The sequence below is a fragment of the Paenibacillus sp. Y301 genome, assembly GCF_059445505.1.
Window position 1 is genome coordinate 28,523 of record NZ_JCAIUL010000009.1, and the last position, 19,721, is coordinate 48,243.

Below are 19,721 nucleotides of genomic sequence, written 5' to 3' on the forward strand. Positions count from 1 at the left end.
CACTCCTAGCTAGCTTGCCCGAATAACTTTGACATCTGCTGATATCACACTTTCACCTTCATACATCATGAACCGGCCATTCTGCCATTCAATGCGAAGCAGAAAATTATCATCGGATTGATATTGCCACACATGCTGGTCTCCACCTTGCATAAAAGGAGATCTTCCTGTTACTAATACATTTCCATCATATTCTTCTTCTAAATGGAATGCTCTATCATCCAAATCAATGATACTTGGTACTTCTTTAGGATTGTCTAATCTACCATCAATCGGAGTATATAAGGCATATTGTAAATTTTCTCTTTCTTCAATATGAAGATATGCGAGATCTTGGCCATCTTGTAAAGTAAGGACAACCGCATTTCGAGCCCGATTGTGTACTCTACCCACAACTTCATAAGTTACAAGAGATACTTCACAAATGTCTCCAGGAGCGAGTCCTAGCATACTTTTCTCCCGTATTGGAGGTTCTTCTTTACCAAATAAATTCCCTATTCGTTTCCATACACTCATTTTCTATGACTCCTCGCCTATGTTTCTTATCTAATTATAAACAAGCAGTTATGATTAATGCCCCAACAATATGAAGGGTCCCTGCGAATAGGCCGTAACCTACTTTACCTTGTTGTGTTCCCAGATCTAAATCGAGCTTAGCCCATCCACGTAACATGATTCGAACGATGCTCTCCAAAACGAGTAGTACGAGAAACGAGATGATCGATACTACAATCGCTTCAAGCAGTTCGTTAGAGGTAGAGATGGATACAGATAGGATATATCCTTGAGCAAGTAGCTTCATGATCATACGTGATGTGACTGCCATATTTCCTGCTTTTACCTCTTCGAAATCTTTATATTTCGTGAATAATGAGTCCACATAAAGCAGAATAAATAGTAAAATTGAGCCTACACCTGTCCAGACCAATACTCTTAGAACATACTCTAAATCCATGATACAGTCACCCCATTCAGCATTAAATAATACAGCAAACCTACTTCAATTCATATAAAAGCGAAGGAGGCCGATCTTGTGAATGGCTCCTTCGCCTGTTTCAAAAATGTAACTTTACCTGAATCAACCCTTAGATTGGATTCAATATTTATTTCTTTTCGTATTGTTTCATAAGTGCTGCTAGTTCATCTTCTACCGCTTGGTCTTTGCTTAAGTTAGCAAACTCATCATCTAGTGATTTCTCACTTGAAGCTAATTCATTGCTTGCTTCAGCTTGTGCTTCCATTTGCATCATTTTATCTTCCATGCGCTTAAGACCATTTGCTGCAGAATCCGTACTGAATCCAGTCATTGCTTTATTGATTTCAGTCTGTGCCTTAGCTGCATTGTAACGAGCAACTAGCGTTTCACGCTTATTTTTCATCAAAGTCAATTGCTTACGCATTTCATCCAGCTTACCACGTAAGTTGTCAGCAGCTGCTTTATTCTGATCATAGTTTGTTTTGTATTCATTCATCTTCACTTCTGCTGCTTTCTTCTCTTCCAAAGCACGACGTGCAAGATCAATGTTCTGAGCTTGTGCAGCTGTAGCTGCTTGTTGACCACGTTTCTCTACTAATGCTTCTTGTTCTTCAAATAGTTGTTTGAATTTCTTTTCAATTGCGATCTGTGCAGCTACCGCTTTCTCTGCATCTTCAAGATCCTCGTGCATATCTCGAATGTACTGATCCGTCATTTTAATTGGATCTTCCGCTTTATCGATAATGCTATTAATATTTGACATTGTTAAATCCCGTAATCTTTTGAACATTGACATGATTGATTTCCTCCCAGAAATAGGTTTGATATTTTATAATAAGGTTTACGCACGAAAAAAAATAATGTTTCAATATTTTTAAAAAAATATTTTAACTAAACTTAGGATTGAGCTACTTGTTGCAAATACTCATCCATTCTTTCATTCACGATGGCGACGATTGTCTTAATTTGTTCTAACGAAATATGATCATAATGGATTCCAGCGGCTACCGTTACGGTTCGATCCAGCGTTCTTGCCGCTTTGATTGCTAACTCTTCACTGATTGTATGCTCTTTGTGTCCGGGTAACGCTGTCGTCTGTACTTCGATCCTACCACTACTATCCTTATATGCTGTAGACACAGCACCGATATGTGCAGCTCCTCCTGTGACGAGCAGCATCATATCACGACCTACAGGAACTTCTCTTACTTCAATGTCTTCAGGATTATATTCATGCATTCTGACTCAGCCTTTCTTCATCAGTAGAATCGATATCCCTAATTCTATATTATTCCACGAATTTCGTCCAAAGAAGTTATATTCTCATCTCGCATAAATTGTTCCAATCCTTCAATTAGATCTTGACCCGCTCTAAGATTCATAAAGTTATAGGTTCCAACTTGCACTACTGAGGCACCAGCCATAATAAATTCAATCACATCCGTTGCGGATACAATACCTCCCATTCCCATAATCGGGATATTCACTTGTTGGGCCACTTGATGTACCATCCGTAGGGCAATCGGTTTGATGGCTGGACCTGACAATCCCGCATAAACATTCCGAAATACACTTGAACGGCGATGAACGTCTATTTTCATAGCTGAAACGGTATTAATGAGTGATAAGGCATCTGCGCCTTCATCTTGACACATCACAGCCATTTCAACGAGGTTCTCAGCATTCGGAGATAATTTAACCGTTAAAGGTAGCGAGGTAGCTTGTCTTACTTGCCGAACCACTTCACGTGCAGCTATTGTTTTCACGCCATAGGCTATTCCACCCTCTTTTACATTAGGACAGGAAATATTCAGTTCAATCATATCCACCGCTTGTCGCCCACATGCTAGTCTTCTATCATAATCCTCTTGTATAAGGATGGCACCCTTCACATATTCATCCATACTATTTCCACCTAAATTAACAATCCGTACCGTATCCAGAGTCTCCCAATAAGCGCATTCTTTATCTAAGAAATAAGGGATACCTGGATTCTCAAGACCTACACTATTCAACATTCCTGAAGGTGTCTCAAATACGCGTAGACCATCATTACCAGCCTTCGGATGTAACGTTAATCCTTTACCGCTAATGCCCCCGAGCTTCGAGATATCGTACAATTGACCATATTCTCTCCCGAAACCAAACGTTCCTGAAGCCATTACAATTGGATTCTTAAAGTGAATATCTCCCATTTGGCACGTTAGATCAATCATGAAACACAACCTCCTCTGCAGCAAACACAGGGCCATCTGTGCATGCTTTTTTACGACGATCCTTACAGGAGACACTACATACTAAACATGCCCCAATCCCACAAGCCATTCGATTCTCTAAAGAAATATAGACACGAGCTGAACTGCCTGTTATTTGTTGTTTGGTTTGTATAGCTCTCATCATTCCATGGGGTCCACAGGACAGAATCGTATCATACTGGTGGAAATCCACATCATCCACAATATATCCCCCAACATTAATATGAAGTTTACCCGCTACATTATTGAATTGATCTAATAAATAGGGCTCCTTACTGAACCCTAGATAGATATCTGCGTGTGGAATTTGTTGTGCACAATAATAGAGCGGTGCTATTCCGATCCCTCCACCAATCAATGCGACTCGACCTTCCGTCTCCGTAAATCCATTTCCAAATGGTCCTTCTAACCTAATTGAATCTCCTGGTCGGAGTGCTGCTAGAAGTGCTGTTCCCTCTCCGACAACTTGAATAAGAAACTCGATACTACGATCATCCTTATTAAATATACTTATGGGACGCGAGAGTAACGGGTAATTCCCCCATGCACGCAACATATAGAACTGACCCATTATGACTACATCATTGTTACAATCTTCTACTTTTAATAAATACACCTGTTCCGCTACCCGTTCGTTAGATATTACTTTCCCCATGGGAATACGCCTCCTATCACCACAAATCCATTCTAACAAACATAGCTCAGATCGATTATGAAGATAAGTGATCTTTTTCACAATAAAACACAAAACCATCATCATTTAGACTAACTCGCCATGACGAATACATTATTGTCCTAAATGACAACTCTTTTTAAGCATAAATTCAGCACGGTAAGGAAATAACAACAAAGATCTTGTCCATCGTAATTTCCAAAGAAGGGAGTCCATCGTTATGTTCAAAAAAATAGCAGTTATGCTTATGTTACCTCTCCTATTAAGTGGAATCCCCCAAATTCATTCGGAAATGAGTGATTCGTCAAGTCACATATCAACCCAAACCATTTTAGCTTCAGATCCAGAACCGCTTCAACCCACAACGAAAGCAGTAAACTCTACCAAGCGAAATCAACACAAGAATAAAGAGGCCACTTTATCAGAGTTATATCGCAAATTTCCTGAAACAATCATAACCAAAGGCCCTAGAAGTAAAAAAATAGCCTTAACATTCGATGATGTTCCAGATCCACGTTTTACACCAGCTGTATTGGATATACTCTCTAAATATCATGTTCCTGCCACCTTTTTTGTCGTTGGTAATCGTGCAGAGAAGCATCCAGGACTCGTGTCTCGAATGAAACGCGAAGGTCATGCTATAGGAAATCATTCGTATGACCACCCTCTTTTCACAAAGATTCCTTTATCTCAGTTTCAGAATCAAATTTTGACGACGGAGCGGAGAATACAATACATTGTTGGGTACAAACCAAAGTTGATACGTCCACCTTATGGGGATATTACTGAAGAACAGCTGAAATGGGCTAAGAAACATGGTTATAAGATCGTGAACTGGAATGTGGATTCTTTAGATTGGAAAGGCATTAGTAAAGAAAAAGTTAAGAATAACATTCTGTCTTCTGTAGGTCGGGGTTCTATCATTCTACAGCACGCAGGGGGAGGTGTTGGGTCAGATCTAACGGGTACCATTCAAGCTCTACCCGAAGTCATCCAGACATTACGAAGTAGAGGTTATACGTTCGTTACTGTTCCTGATTTGTTACATATATCTGAGGGGAAATAAATTCACAAGGAACATCCCAACCCTTCCATTCGATATGATTCATGGCTCTCAACAAACCGAAGTAATGGGCACTTCTATTTTTGATAATCATGCCCATTGCTTCAGATCCATTTAATTCATTGCTGATGCCGTAACGATCATCTGATACGACGCGTTCACATTCAAGGGTGCGGTAGGTACGCCGTTCTGATCAAAAATCAGACGTTGTACTTCCAACTCCTCTAATTCCTCCACATGTCCTTCCACATAATCCAATATCCGATCACCTGTAGACTGTATACGAGCCATTAAGCCGCCATACCGGATGTCGAGTACTTCCCAACCAAAAGCCTTGTATGTCATCATCCACATACGGCGATGGGCCATGCGCAATGCATCGACTTGACGATATAACTCTGGAAGTTCCGTAGACACAAAGTTCATTAGCTCATCCCTCTGTCTTGCATCGTAGCTCCGTTTAATACGTATACCTAAGGTAGACTTCAATACAAGTAGGCCTGCTAGTTTCTCATAAGTTTCGAACAAACGATTAAACGGGGATGGCATGGATTCCTTATAAGAGCGCCATTTCTGTTCCAGATCAGCATAGTATGTAGGGAGCACTTTCTCACTCTCCTCATCGATATGCCCGTCGAACAATCCCATCATCAAATCCTGCCATAATAAGAACTTCGATGGATTGGCCATCCAGTGATTACCCTCATCAACACCCGGAATCTCATCCATATATTTGAGAGAAATAAGGGGATCAAATAAATCGAGACCTGTGCAGACTTTTAGACGCTGACGGAGTCGTTCGTCATCAACTTCATCCCCATATCCATGTTCTGCAAATAGCTGTAAGCCAGCAAGAATGACATAATGATTTGTTTCGTTCCCATTATCACCCCACGCGGTGGAGAATACTTCTTTCACCCCTTTGTTCTTAGCTGCACGCAGCGCAGGATGACTTGTTACCCATGTTTTTCCGTAATTCGGGGCTATAGAATTCCACATATGAATCCCGCCTGCAAATATAGGGAGTGATCCGAACTTAAGATGCATGTCAACAATTTTCTCGTAACCTGCTTCGTCACCTTTACCATAATCCCAATAAACAAACTGCACGTCATTTGGGATTTTATCTATATGTTCATCAGAGAAATCGGCATTCATGTTATACAATTGTCCTTGATAATCGTTTGCAAGCAAGTTGAAATACATGTCGCTCCAGATCATCGGATGAAGTCCCAACTGTGTTGTAATAGCAAGCACCTTGCCCACATGTTCGTTCATAATCTCAAAGCGATCACGAAAGCCGTTCTCCCTCAAATAACGTCCAAGTCCAACCTGAAACGCTTCGTCCATTCCGATATGAATACGTTTCGAACGAAATGTGTTTGCAGCTGTCGTTATCATTTGCTCTATGAATTCATATGTTTTGGCCTCACCAGGCAGGAGAATGTCGTGATGATCCTTCATCTGTCCAGCATAGTCCCATTTCAATGCATGTTGCAGGTGACCTAACGTCTGGATACAAGCAATCATTTCAATACCAAACATATCGGCATAATCGTCTAACTCTCGCAGTTCCTCCATCGTATATCGACCACGCATATATCCGAAATACGGAAGTTCTTCGATTTCGTAAGTATCTTCCGTGTACATCATCAATCCGTTCAGACCCATGACTGCCATAAAACGGATAAACTGCTTAATGGTACTCACACGCATGACCCCGTTACGAGATACATCCAGCATCGTCCCATTGAAATCGAATCTAGGTTGTTCTGTTACCTCAAAGGAATCACCCGCTGTGGCATGTTCAATAAATAATCCAAGCGCACGATAGAAGTGAATATTTTTCTGATAATGAATGACTCCTTGGCCACCGCTACATAAAACCCTCAGAGGACCATCCTCCTGTATCACCTCAATACCGATGCCACCGTGGTCAATCTGTAATCCCAGCATGTCTGCTAACTGGGCGACACCTTGAGCCATGCTCGTCGTCAATCCTTTAAAATACACTCTCATTGTTCTACCTCCACCTGTCTGACTATAAATTGTTTTACTGACCGCCTCTCCCTCGATAGTTCCTCGGTGAAAGACCCGTTATACGTTTGAAGACTCTGGAGAAATAAAATGTATCTTTATAACCAAGTGCTTCACCCACTTCTTTAACCGCCAACTCTGAATTGAGCAAGATGTTCTTCGCTTCCGCAATCTTAAGCCTGTGAAGAAATTCATTTAAGGGATATCCTGTATACTCATGAATGATTCTGCGTAGTGTCGACACTGAAATATGATGCCTAGCCGCCATATCCGCAGGCTCTTGCGATAAGTGCAAGGAACGGGAAATATCATCAATGACTTTCACAACTTGGCTTCCTCGGTTACCAGCTTCACTTTTATCTCCTTGAGCTACAAGTTCATACAAGAAGGATTCAATCATCATCGAGGCGCGATCCAGATTGCTTGGAACACCACTATCAATGAGCATGAACATCAATTCCATCTTATGAATATATGCTTCATCAATATCCGCTTGTTTGACGAGATCAGGATCAAGAAGCCAATTCTCCAGCCACTCGGCTACCCTGGTTCCTTCCATGGTAAAATAATACTCATCCCAATACCCATCCATATGCGGACCGTAATTAAAGACAGCGCCCGGATATAGACAGAACCAGCTTCCCTGTTCAACGAGCTGTCTCTCGCCTCCGTTTACCTGGTAATAACCTCCTCCGCCCGTAATCATCACGAAAGCCCAATATTTGAAATCGGCGTCGATTCGTTGAAGTGTTCTCGCAGGTAAATGTCCCGCATTTACAACCGTCAGTGTCCTAATTCTTTTCTTACTAAGATCTACCATAGGATGAAATACACGGATCGGATGATTACTGATCATATAATCCATATATTTTGTCATTCCAACCATTCTCCCTTTTAAACAACTGTGTTAAATTATCCTTAGATGAACAAATAAAACATATCTATGTACAAGAACGAGCTAATTATAACAATATTGTACAGATAACGGAAGGGATGTAAACGTAAACAATGGATATTATCAAAATAGGTCTTATCGGAGCTGGATCGATCTCCGAATCCCACTTATTAGCCTATCAAGCCAACCCGAAAGTGAAACTATGGGCAGTCTGCGATCTAAACGAAGAAAGAGCTAGAAAAGCAGCCGAGAAATACGATATCCCTCATGTATATACGGATTATCATGAACTCCTTGCCAACTCGGAAGTCCAAGCCGTCAGCATCTGCACTTGGAACAATTCCCATTCCGAGATAAGTATCGCTGCTCTAGAAGCCGATAAGAATGTGTTGTGTGAGAAGCCACTGTGCAAGACTGTAGACGAAGCTCTTCGAATCGAAGAAGCTGTCCGTAAGACAGGTAAAATGCTTCAAGTTGGATTTGTCCGTCGTCATGCCTCTAATATCGCGGTGTTGAAAAAGTTTATCGATGCTGGTGATCTGGGTGACCTCTACTTCGCTAAAGCTAGCTTGATTCGCCGACTCGGCAATCCAGGTGGCTGGTTCTCCGACAAAGAACGCTCAGGCGGAGGACCGCTTATTGACATCGGCGTGCATGTGATCGATTTATGTTGGTACTTGATGGGCAAACCAAAAGTGAAATCAGTTAGTGGTAATACTTACTCCAAACTCGGCAACCGCTCCAATATAGAGTATTATGATTTCTATCAGGCGGCTGATTATGACGCAACATTAAACGACGTTGAGGACATGGCAAATGCACTGATCCGTTTTGAGAATGGCGCTTCCCTAATGGTAGATGTGAGCTTCTCACTTCATGCCAAACAAGATTCAGCCCAAGTCAATCTCTATGGTACGAAGGGCGGTGCCGAAGTCGAGCCTACATTATCGATCGTCGCAGAACAGCACAATACAATGATCAATATTGAACCACAAATCTCCCAACCTGCATTTGATTTCCAAGTCAGTTTCCGGAATGAGATCAATCATTTTGTGGACAGTTGCTTAGGGATTATCGAAACAAACAGTCCCGTCGAAGACGGCGTAGAAATAATGAAAATACTGAATGCCATATATCAATCGGCTGCTGAAGGCCGGGAAATTCAATTCTAAATCGGAGGAGGTATGAATGAGATGAGCCTACCCCTAAACAACAAAATCGGTGTCATTGTAGATAGCTTTGGTATAGGTGTTCTGGAAGGTCTGAAAAAGGCAAAAAAAGTAGGAGCAGATGGCGTACAAATCTATGCCGTATCTGGCGAAATGGACCCTGCTACGTTAACCGCTGCTAAACGCAGAGAACTTCGTAGTTATATCGACGATCTTGGGCTCGAAATTTCAGCGCTTTGCGGAGATTTGGCTGGCCATGGATTCCAAGATGCTGAGGTAAACCCAGACAAAGTCGAAAAATCTAAACGTATTCTCGATTTGGCTGTAGAACTCGGTAGTTCCATCGTAACTACTCATATCGGTATCGTACCCAACGATAAGAACGATCGCATTTATGACTCGATGCAACGTGCATGCGACGAATTGGGTATATACGCGAAGAGCATGAATGCCTATTACGCCATTGAGACGGGTCCTGAACCAGCAGCTCATTTGAAAAGTTTTCTAGATACGTTGCATACGAATGGAGTCTCCGTCAATTTCGATCCAGCCAACATGGTCATGGTCACGGGTGATGATCCCGTTGAAGGCGTCAAGACGCTGAAGGATTACCTTGTTCATACACATGTCAAAGATGGCAAACGTCTACGCTCTGTCGACCCTAGAGAGGTATATGGTTATCTTGGTTACGGTGCAATGGATCATGCCAAAATTGCTGAAATGGCTACATCCGGTGTTGCTTTTGAGGAAGTTCCACTTGGCGAAGGTAAAGTGGATTTCAATGCCTACTTCGCAGCCCTTAAGGAAATAGGTTACAACGGCTATTTAACCATTGAACGAGAAGTCGGAAGTAATCCCGAAGAAGATATACGTAAAGCGGTCTCTTTCATCCAAGCATTTCGTGGTTAAATTCCACAATATATTACCTAAGGAGCATTCATCATGAAATTAGGAGTTAGTTCTTATAGTTTGTATCAAGCTATGACTGCAAATGACATGAGTATTCAGGACGTTATTACATGGGTAGCGGACATTGGCGCTCAGCATATCGAAATCGTTCCGATTGGATTTGACTTCAATAGTAATCCCGAATTAGAAGATCAAATTCGAGAGAAAGCGGCAGAAGTAGGTATCGCTATTTCCAATTATGCTATCGGAGCGAATTTCATCACGGATACAGAAGAAGCCTATGAGGCGGAGATTCAACGTGTCATCAGCGAAGTAGATCGTGTCCATCGTCTTGGAGCCAAACTAATGCGCCATGATGTAGCTTCCCGCCAAGATACGTCCATTGCTCGATTCAATGAAGATTTAGCCCGCATCGCTCATGCTTGCCAGCGTATTGCTGATCATGCTAAACAATATGATATTACGACAAGTGTAGAGAACCACGGGTATTACATACAAGCCAGCGACCGTGTACAGTCACTTATTCATGCTGTAGACCGTCCGAATTTCAAGACGACCCTTGATGTCGGTAACTTCGTATGTGTGGATGAAAATCCAATATCCGCTGTGAAGAACAATATTAATTATGCATCGATGGTGCATATTAAAGACTTCTACATCCGTCCATCTTACCGCAACCCAGGTGAGGGTTGGTTCAAGAGTGCTGGAGGAGAATTCCTACGCGGAGCAATCGCCGGTCAAGGAGATCTCAATTTATATGAAATTCTACGGATCGTAAAACAATCCGGTTATGACAATTACATGTCTATTGAATACGAAGGCATGGAAGAATGCCGTAAAGGAACCCAGATTGCCTTTAATAACGTAAATCGAATCTGGAATGAAGTCTAGAATAACCGACTCATCATTTTATTCAGATAGATGACAGAATCTCAATACCAAAAAGGGGCTGTCCCAAAAGTCAAAAATGACTAGGGGCACCCCATTTGTTTTTTTGTAGGAGAAAGTTAGATGTTCTGAAAAGACGCTCCGCGAACGGACCGTTTCTCCAATCGCTGTGGTCTCCAAATTTCTGGATTGAAACCGCTCAGCGGTTAAAATTCGGAGACAGCGAAATCGTTCCGTCCTCTGCGCTACCTTAAGCATATTTTTGCAACTTTTCAACCGAATACAACACAAAAAAACCGCTCTTTTTGGTAAATGAAGTACGACCAACCATACCAAAGGGAGCGATTTTTTTGTACATTCATATACCATGGATCAACTTTTCTTGCCAATGGATTTAGAAGAAGACATTCCACAAAATCACCTCGTTCGTCTCGTCAACGCAGCCGTAAACCGGTTGGACGAAGCGATCTTTGACGCATCCTATTCCGGTGGTGGTTCATGCGGATGAAAGAAGACAACATGCGAAATGGTCAACTAAAATCGGGCTATAATGTGCAAGTCGGGACCGAAAACCAGTTTATTTTGGCCTACAGTTTACACCCAAGGTCTACCGATACTCGCTGCTTAGAGCCGCACATGGAAAAAGCAAGACAGATACTTGGCAAACTCCCACGAACCGTCATTGCAGATGCAGGATATGACAGCGAAGAAAACTACGCATATCTGGATAAGAAAGAAATTCAAGCTGTAGTGAAATACGGCAGCTATCATAAAGAAAAAAGCAAAGCTTGGAAAAGTAATGTCGGAAAGATTGAGAACTGGACGTACAACGAAGCTGCGGATATGTGGATATGCCCCGCTGGACAAACGTTACACTTCCGAAAAACTAGCAAAGAAACTCAACCTAGTAGATACGAAATTCAAAAACGCCATTACCGAAGCGAAAGCTGTGAGAGCTGTCCACTGAAGGAACGGTGTACGAAGACAACAGGAAATCGGGAAGTGGTTGTCAGTTTGGAACGACTGCGGTACCAGAAACAGGCACGGGAAATCCTGCGAAGTGAGGAAGGTTACGCCTTGGCCGAATGACGGAGCCGGAAAGTGTATTTGGACAACTGAAGAACAACCGGGAATTCCGGAGATTTCTACTTCGTGGCCTGGAAAAAGTAACGCTTGAGGTCGGTTGGCTTTTACTTGCCCACAATCTTCTGAAACAAGCCGCGATTGATCAAAAACGCAGAGTAGCGATCCTCCAATAACGGGAGAATCGCTACTCTGTTGACTTTTTACTGTTTTGAGAATGAAGAAAATCTATCATCGCTTGTAGAAAATCTACTTTTGGGACAGCCCCGTTTTTTTAACTTTACCCACAAGAGAGATTTCTTGTGTTGGAGTGAATTAAAAAAGGCTAACAGTAGCGCAGAGGACGGAACGATTTCGAAAAAGCGTAAGCGGTCACCTTGGTCTCCGAATTTCAACCGCTGGGCGGTCAATCCAGAAATTTGGAGACCACAGCGATTGTAGAAATGTTCCGTTATCGGAGCGACCGCTCCCTTTATTATCTATAACTCAAATACAATATCAATCTCCTTCTATCTACGTATACCCACTGTTATGATTTCACAAGGACCCACTTGTAAGGATACACAACCGTTCGAAGAGCTAGCGATTGGCTCACTCTCCCCTTCCAATATCGTCGTCTTGTAGAAGTGCTGCAGAGGTAGAGCCGAACTTAAACTCAGGTCTGTATTTTCCTGACTCATGTTATACCACCGAAGAAGCATATCTCCAGTCGCCTCGTTCATTTTTAATGAGGAAAATGCAAGTTCCTTGTTCTCCCATTCAAACGGCGTATATACCGGTGCAATGATCCCTTCATGAACATCTGTTTGACACACGACCCAAGGAATTTGGAATTGGTACGCCTCTGAATAAGCACCTGATGTCATAGCATTACCGGTGTGTGGAATAAGCTCCATACGTACAGTATGTTCTCCGAGACATTGCGCTTCCGGTGTAGGGAACAAGCCCCAGTCTCCGAGTTCACCCACACTACGAAGCAACGTGATCGCAATGGTGTTACGACCATCCCGAAGCACTTCATATTCGTTCAATCCAAAGTTAGCGACTGTAAGACCAGCGTTCTCTTCACTTATATCCACAAAAGCCTGCTGATGTTGTGTGTTACTCGGATTAGCCCACTCTGTAGCTGGCTCGATATCCCGCTCAGGAATTTCGAACATGGAGTCTACATGATGAACAGTATTGTTCATATCCGTTGGGAACAACGCACGCACGCGGTGGTCCTTGGCAGGATTATCTATCGTTGTTTCAATGTGTACGCCCTTACCATCGCGCTCTATGCTAATTATGGTTCGAAGCTTCAGAATGACCATGCGACTGCTTCGCTGTGCTTTACGCTCCGGATAGTACACCAGTGCCCGCTGCTCCTCGTCAAGCCATTCATCAGCTGAAGCTGGAATTTCCCAATCATGCTTCATTTCAACAGAAGCTCGGTAAGGTGTATTTTCCAGAACGGCAATGTTCGCCTTAAGTCCTTTTGTCGTCAACACCTGTTCGGCCAATGGCTGCATGTACATATACTCGTTACCGATATCGCCCGTGTTCTCGTACACACCAAGATCTCTGTACGTCTTGCCATTATTTTTGTCGAGCAATGTGAATGAACCGTCATCTTGGATCTCTACCTTAAGTGACTCATTCTCCATTACCCGGTCTCCTTGAAGCAAGGAATTAGCCGCCGTTGGTGGCAATGCGTCTGTACGACGAACCCAAGCGTATGAGCGAAGGCCGAGTGCAGGAACTTCTGCTGATTGGAATGTAAGTTGTACTCGACGACACATATACGGCTGGCGGAATCTATCATCTGGCAAGTCGTAGCCAAATTGAAGACCCAAATCCTCCATCGTGCATGCCAAAATATTCCCTTGTTCGTCTACAAGTTCACGATCGCTCAAATCGAGCTCCTTCATCCGCCGGGCTGTTTCTTCCAAAGAGAAACCTTCTCTCAAATACAGATGCGCTGCGTCAAGTACTATGCTCACCGTACCCGTGCGCTTCCAACCCGTCATGTTCATGACGACAAACGGAAGAACGTCCTCACCATATTCAGCGAACCCAGAAGTATTTACAGCTGTTGCAATCACTTGCTTACTATCATCTACGATAGTCTCCGTTACATGGCGGCTTTTCTCAAAGCGGGTAACCATTTCACGATGTACTTCATCTACACTACAACCACAAATACTGTCATGTGGGTGATTCTGCATCAACGTTTTCCAGGCATAAGTAAACAGATGATGTGGATAGTCCTTGCCCAATACGTGAGCGAACGATGCAAGTGGTTCGGCCAATTTCTCTAGCATCACCTGTCCTTCTTGATTCATTTGTTTCAAATAGACGCGTGCTGATGCCGTGTTTACTAGGGTACCCCATCCGTCTGTCCGCTGGCTACGGAGCTCACCCTTTACAGATGATAAGTTGCTTCGATCCATTGCTCCCTCTACTGCCTTAAGATAATCTGGAAAGTTCGAATGAATAAAGGTCATATCCGGATACAACTTCCTTGCCGTTTCGATTGCTTCCGGCAAATCCAGTTGAACAGGTTGATGATCACAACCATTCATGAATAGCAGCTCACTTGTAGAAGCGAATTTTTCTGCGTCTGCAAGCTTCCGCTCCCAGAACACTTTCGCTTCCGCTTCATCCACAGGTACTTCATTTCCGTTAGAATACCAGTTGGCAAACAGAATGCCCAGCACTTTGGAACCGTCTGGCCCTTCCCAAATGAGTTCGGAGAAAGAGGACTCATAACCTCCATCAGATACGGTATTATTGAATCCCGTTGGTTTCACACCTCGTCCAAAAAAGGCATTCGTGATCCCAGATTGCTGCATTAACTGCGGCGTCTGACCTACGAGTCCGAAGGTATCTGGAAAATAGCCGATCTTCGATGGTTCCCCGTATCTTTTCGAGTCCTGATGCCCTATTTGCATATTACGTATGTTCGCTTCCCCGCTTGTCAGGAATGCATCTTGCAGGATATACCACGGTCCAATGAGCAGGCGACCTTCCGTAATATATTTCTGCAGACGCTCCTGATTTTCCGGGCGAACCTGAAGGTAATCCTCCAGAATGATGGTCTGCCCGTCGAGGTAAAAACTCTTATATTCACTATCTTCATCTAACTTATCTAGTAGTGCATCAACCAGCTGAACGAGGCGCACATGGTGCTTCTCATAAGGCAGGTACCATTCCCGGTCCCAGTGGGTATGGGAGATGATGTGTGCAGTGCGTGATTTACCTGGTGTTGTTTCCAAAGTGAAGACCTCCTTATATGAAATGCATTCTCCATACACAGTTACTTAACATAGACACTGAGATTTTTAAGTTACGATGATCTCAACTTCCAACGGGCGATATACGCCTATCAGATCACCGGCCTTATTCGTTGCAAATAGCACTGAACGATCTTGTTCCAGCACAAATTCGTAGATTCTACCGGTTGCAGGATCCTTCACCTCGATCTTCGCGTCCAGAGCATACTCCGACACGAAGGTGAATAGAGCGCCTGTATCGAAGCTCAACTTGCGCCCGTAAACACCAGGTGAGTTGCCTCCGCTAAGCCAATCAAGCTCACGCTCTACACCTGCAGCTTCTATCGCATAGCGGTACAAAGCTGCTGTAGTGTCGCTACGCTCGCTCAGTTCAATAGGTAGCGGACTCCAGATGATTCGTCCTTTACCCAGGGGAATGTTCACGACAGAATCTCCGATGGAGCTATCCAATGATCCGTGAACAGGTGCTTCCTTTGTCACCTCAGCAATGCGCCGGTGACCGAAAGAGACAGGTAGTGCTTCGCCTTGCAGATCAAGCACTTCTTCGCGGCGCACATTTCGTTGCTCGTGCTTGCCGAGGATATGACTCAGGCGGTCTGATGGACGCCAATATGCATCTATATTAAGCGGGCCAGTGGCAAGTAATACTGCTCCGGTCTGTTCAACAATACGAATCAGCTGTTCCATCGCTGCATCGTCAAAGTTATGCGCGCTCGGTAGCAGAATAAGTTTCACTGGATTCTTTTCCAAGTCATCTAGATGATATTCGGAAGCCCCTCGGAAGGGCATTTTGAGATCATAAGCCAGAATACGGGTAAGTTGCGTTGTAGCAGCAAAGGCTAACTTACGATTTGAGAAATCGTTAGAATAAGGGAATACTGCTGCAATCTCTTCCAACTTCCGATCACCAAACACATCACGGATACTTTCTATAAATTGACCGAAATCATAAGATACGTTCGCCTCCGGCTTCTCAGTTCCATCTGCTCTCAGTGCCCCGATGTGGGACTCATTTGCATTATCCATATAGAAATTCGTGTTCCATATCCAGTGCACAGCTCCAGCACCTGCAGTCCCAAAGGCGTAAGCGTATTTACGTTCCAGTAGACTACGTAGCTCATGCTCCGAACGTTTAGCCCGTCCATCTGGCGTTTCGACGTACATGATACCGGTCTCCTGAATAAGGTTTGGCTTATTCGGGGTCTTGGCAAAGATGCCATCCCACATCAGATAATCATTAAACCACCAGGAATGCACCGTGGTATAATCTACTGCTTCTTCATAAAAGAAAGGCGAAGGACGTTGCGCACCTAACCCTTCATCCTGACCGACCGTCACCATATGTCCCGGACATTGTTCCTTAATGGTATCGGATAACTGTTTCACCCAGCGGTTATGCATATCCATAGAGAACAAACAGTAATCTAGCCAGCGTGTTCCCCTCTTCGCATTGTGCATATCCTGTACATCGAAGTTAATCTCTCTTGATTCTGGAAGTTCTGCCGAAGCGAAGCTCGGGAGCTGTGCTGGTGTCATGTTCCATCGTTCCTGAAGCACTTCGATCACGCCATGTCTCGCTTGGAGCCATTCTATGAAAGCTTGTTGTTCAAAGCGGTCATGACATGAACTCGGACCATCTGAGAAAATACGCACAGAATCAAACATCGATGGTTCATTAATCAAATCCCAGTCTACATTCGAAGTCTCTTTATGGCGAGAAACGATAGAACGGATGAATCGTTTCTGGGCTTCCACACTTTGTGGGTCTAGGTAAGGATTCACCCCACCCCATGTTTCCGGAGTGAAAGAGAAGAATGTAAAGGTCACTTGAAGATCGTGCTTCTTTGCTGTCATGATAAATGCATCAATTGCGCGTAGTACGTCTTCAGACACATGGCCATCGTCTTGCATTATATTACGATAGGCCGTCCAAATACCCGTACGAATCCAGTTAATCCCCGCCTTACGCATCTGTGCCATATCACGGTCCCATACCCCGACGTTCGGAAGGAAGAGAAATTTCCGTGCTACATCACTTGTCATATAGGTCATGCCTACGACTGGAAGCGGACGCCCATCCTTTATGAAATAATCTCTACCGCTTGTTACCGGTTCCCCTGCAGCTAGTAGCTCAGGTGCATGCCCCCAGAACCCTTGACGCATTATGCGAACTTCACCATCCACAGCTTCTGCTCGGCATTCAATCAAGTACATTCCACTTCTGATTTCCAGAGGAACAGGAATACGAACCATGTTCAATTCAGCATTAGCCTTCATCTCTAAGTTGTGGATCCATTGCAGGGATGCATCTTCTTCATGCTCTACCGTAATTGTAAACGTCCATGCCTCTTCGATCTGCGAAGACAACTTCACCCGTTCAAGCTGCTGGATCTGAAGCGTCAGCATGGCTCGTTCACCTGAATCATAGGAACCGTAATTGGGCTTAATCCACATCTCTGTAACGCCCTTGGCACAGAATTCGATCCATGTGGATATCGCGGATACACCCTCTTGTTCCCACAAGAAATCCGTCACTGGGACATTTACGAACAACCATCGTGAGCCGCCAAACAAACCGAGCGTATTCTCCCACAGTACCACTGGAGCAGCCATTTCCCTGCCATCTTGCACAATTCCCTTCAGTAGCGGATAAATTCGTGTGCTCATCGGACCCGAGGAACCCATTTGATGTGGTAGATCGCTTGTCTTCGTCGTATGGGGTACAAGGTTCCATGTATCGGAACTCGCCGTGAACAGGGATTCCTGACCCTTAAGCAAAGGAATGCCATCGGATGTAATCAGCGATTCAATGCGTGAACACTCAACGCGTAGAGCCTCATGGATATACAGCTCCTGATGATAAGAAGTCTGCTCCACTTCCACATGCCATTGTCCGTCTTCTCTACGAACCGGATGTTTGAAAGGAGCACCACCGATGCTAATCAACCCACCGCCTCTTTTCAAATAGTCAAGGATGTCCGGCCATGCAGATTTCGGAAAATATGGGGCGTGCAGGTTGATGAAACAACCACCTTCAGATCCATGAAGTACTTCTGCAAGGTGATCCCCATCCACAATCGTGCCGTATTCACTCATCGATTCAAGAGCTTGATCAGGTATTGAACCCGACATTGGAAATTCAGAATCGTAGAATATGATGATAGGTCTACTCATAGAAGCTCCTCCTTCATCGCCTTGTAGACAAGCTGGGAGAACAAACTATTGGACCAAGCGAACCATTTTCTAGTGAAAATAGTCGGATCATCAACATGGAAACCTTCATGCATAAATCCAGTATCCGCATCTGTTGCCTCTAACATTGCAATCATTTCTAACTTCTCTTCCTTAGATGAAGCCGTCAATCCTTGCATAGACAAGGCCATATGCCAGATGTATCCTTTCGGAGTATGCGGACTACCGATTCCTTTAGCTGCAGTACCTTCGAAATAAAATGGATTCTCTTTGCTTAAGGCAAAGCGTCTCGTATTCTGATAGATTTCATCATCTGCCGTAACATAACCTAGATAAGGAATAGACATAAGTCCCGGTGTTCCAGCATCATCCATCAAGCAGTAATTACCGAAACCATCGGTTTCGTAGGCATAGATGGGTCCGAATGTCGGATGACGATAAATCCCATACAGCTGGATGCCATGATCAATATCCGCTTCCAATGCTTTAAGTTCGTCTAACAAGCCAATATCACGGAATACCCATTCTGCGAATTCTTGCATCTGACGCAATGTAACCACAGCAAACATATTTCCTGGAATATTGTAATGGAAATCACATGCATCATCACTCGACCGGAAGCCGGACCATACCATGCCGGTATAGTTGACAGGCATACCCATTCCGTCGTTGCGTAGCGAGTCTTCTGGAATACCGTTATTACGTGTGAAACGATAAGGTGACAATTCGAAATGTCGCTGTTCCGTTTTAAACAAGTTGAATATCTTAACCATAGCTGCCTTAAATCCAGCATCGAATATATCGGTCAATCCTGTCTCTTTCCAATAAGCATGCACTAAACGCATAGTGAAACACAGAGAATCGATCTCAAATTTGCGTTCCCATACCCATGGAGACATGTCCGTAATATCTGCCGTACTCCAATGCCAATCATTGGCCGTCTCATTAAAAGCATTCGCGTATGGGTCGATATGAATATATTGAATATGACGTTTGATTAACCCACTTATAATACGTTGAAGATCAGCATCGTTCTTGGTAAAAGGGATGTAGTGCATGACCTGCTCCACAGAGTCACGAAGCCAAGAAGCTGGGATATCTCCAGTAATTACAAAGGTTGTTCCGTCATCCATGAGTTTGGTAGTTGTCTCTAATGTATTCGGGAAACAGTTCTTGAACAGCTGTAACAGTTTCGGACGATGAGCGAGCTTCTCCTCTGCTTCGTTCAATACGTCTTGAATAGCCGGTGGAAGTGCCATCTTCGGCATAGAGATCGTTGGAAGTCTGAATTGTTCCATGATAGTCA

Annotated in this window: 15 protein-coding genes and 1 pseudogene; 5 read left to right on the top strand and 11 right to left on the bottom strand. The window is 43.8% G+C overall.

Annotated features, from left to right (window positions below; translation table 11 throughout):
• Positions 1-9: 9 nt before the first annotated feature.
• From AC1D69_RS16100 to AC1D69_RS16125, 6 genes are all read right to left on the bottom strand, one after another.
• Positions 10-516 carry a DUF4178 domain-containing protein gene (locus tag AC1D69_RS16100; protein WP_495457165.1) on the bottom strand — a complete coding sequence of 169 codons (507 nt, stop codon included), beginning with the start codon at positions 514-516 and terminating at the stop codon, positions 10-12.
• 34 nt (positions 517-550) lie between these two features.
• Positions 551-955 (bottom strand): DUF350 domain-containing protein, encoded by a 405-nt coding sequence (locus AC1D69_RS16105; RefSeq protein ID WP_495457166.1) that lies wholly within the window; start codon positions 953-955, stop codon positions 551-553.
• A 148-nt stretch (positions 956-1,103) separates the two neighbouring features.
• Positions 1,104-1,772, bottom strand: a complete 669-nt coding sequence (locus tag AC1D69_RS16110) for a PspA/IM30 family protein (RefSeq protein WP_495457167.1) — start codon at positions 1,770-1,772, stop codon at positions 1,104-1,106.
• A gap of 101 nt (positions 1,773-1,873) precedes the next feature.
• The gene (gene lpdD / locus AC1D69_RS16115; protein ID WP_495457168.1) at positions 1,874-2,215 is read right to left on the bottom strand and encodes a prenylated flavin chaperone LpdD; all 342 of its coding nucleotides are present in this window, start codon (positions 2,213-2,215) and stop codon (positions 1,874-1,876) included.
• A gap of 44 nt (positions 2,216-2,259) precedes the next feature.
• Positions 2,260-3,192 (bottom strand): dihydroorotate dehydrogenase, encoded by a 933-nt coding sequence (locus tag AC1D69_RS16120; protein ID WP_495457169.1) that lies wholly within the window; start codon positions 3,190-3,192, stop codon positions 2,260-2,262.
• Complete coding sequence (locus AC1D69_RS16125) at positions 3,185-3,886, bottom strand: dihydroorotate dehydrogenase electron transfer subunit (protein WP_495457170.1); 702 nt, start codon at positions 3,884-3,886, stop codon at positions 3,185-3,187. Before AC1D69_RS16125 ends, AC1D69_RS16120 begins: the two co-directional genes overlap by 8 nt.
• Before the next feature lie 238 nt (positions 3,887-4,124).
• Between AC1D69_RS16125 and AC1D69_RS16130 the strand changes: the two genes are divergently transcribed.
• The gene (locus AC1D69_RS16130; protein ID WP_495457171.1) at positions 4,125-4,970 is read left to right on the top strand and encodes a polysaccharide deacetylase family protein; all 846 of its coding nucleotides are present in this window, start codon (positions 4,125-4,127) and stop codon (positions 4,968-4,970) included.
• Between the two features lie 111 nt (positions 4,971-5,081).
• On the opposite strand, the gene AC1D69_RS16135 is transcribed toward AC1D69_RS16130, so the two are convergent.
• The gene (locus AC1D69_RS16135) at positions 5,082-6,986 is read right to left on the bottom strand and encodes a beta-N-acetylhexosaminidase (RefSeq protein WP_495457172.1); all 1,905 of its coding nucleotides are present in this window, start codon (positions 6,984-6,986) and stop codon (positions 5,082-5,084) included.
• A 34-nt stretch (positions 6,987-7,020) separates the two neighbouring features.
• Positions 7,021-7,881 carry a helix-turn-helix transcriptional regulator gene (locus AC1D69_RS16140; protein WP_495457173.1) on the bottom strand — a complete coding sequence of 287 codons (861 nt, stop codon included), beginning with the start codon at positions 7,879-7,881 and terminating at the stop codon, positions 7,021-7,023.
• A gap of 131 nt (positions 7,882-8,012) precedes the next feature.
• Between AC1D69_RS16140 and AC1D69_RS16145 the strand changes: the two genes are divergently transcribed.
• From AC1D69_RS16145 to AC1D69_RS16160, 4 genes and pseudogenes are all read left to right on the top strand, one after another.
• On the top strand, positions 8,013-9,071 hold the full coding sequence (locus AC1D69_RS16145; protein ID WP_495457174.1) for a Gfo/Idh/MocA family protein: 1,059 nt from the start codon (positions 8,013-8,015) through the stop codon (positions 9,069-9,071).
• A gap of 21 nt (positions 9,072-9,092) precedes the next feature.
• Positions 9,093-9,977: a sugar phosphate isomerase/epimerase family protein gene (locus AC1D69_RS16150; protein WP_495457175.1), complete on the top strand. Its 885-nt coding sequence runs from the start codon at positions 9,093-9,095 to the stop codon at positions 9,975-9,977.
• A 33-nt stretch (positions 9,978-10,010) separates the two neighbouring features.
• Complete coding sequence (locus tag AC1D69_RS16155; protein WP_495457176.1) at positions 10,011-10,868, top strand: sugar phosphate isomerase/epimerase family protein; 858 nt, start codon at positions 10,011-10,013, stop codon at positions 10,866-10,868.
• Between the two features lie 492 nt (positions 10,869-11,360).
• A pseudogene (locus AC1D69_RS16160) lies at positions 11,361-12,124 on the top strand (transposase); the annotation flags it as partial.
• A 333-nt stretch (positions 12,125-12,457) separates the two neighbouring features.
• Here the strand turns inward: AC1D69_RS16160 and AC1D69_RS16165 are convergent.
• From AC1D69_RS16165 to AC1D69_RS16175, 3 genes are all read right to left on the bottom strand, one after another.
• A complete protein-coding gene (locus tag AC1D69_RS16165; protein ID WP_495457177.1) occupies positions 12,458-15,205 on the bottom strand; it encodes an alpha-mannosidase in 2,748 nt (915 codons plus the stop codon).
• Positions 15,206-15,271: 66 nt separating this feature from the next.
• Positions 15,272-18,397 (bottom strand): beta-galactosidase, encoded by a 3,126-nt coding sequence (locus AC1D69_RS16170; protein WP_495457178.1) that lies wholly within the window; start codon positions 18,395-18,397, stop codon positions 15,272-15,274.
• On the bottom strand, positions 18,394-19,713 hold the full coding sequence (locus AC1D69_RS16175; RefSeq protein WP_495457179.1) for a glycoside hydrolase family 125 protein: 1,320 nt from the start codon (positions 19,711-19,713) through the stop codon (positions 18,394-18,396). The genes AC1D69_RS16170 and AC1D69_RS16175 overlap by 4 nt, the downstream gene beginning before the upstream one ends.
• Positions 19,714-19,721 lie beyond the last annotated feature (8 nt).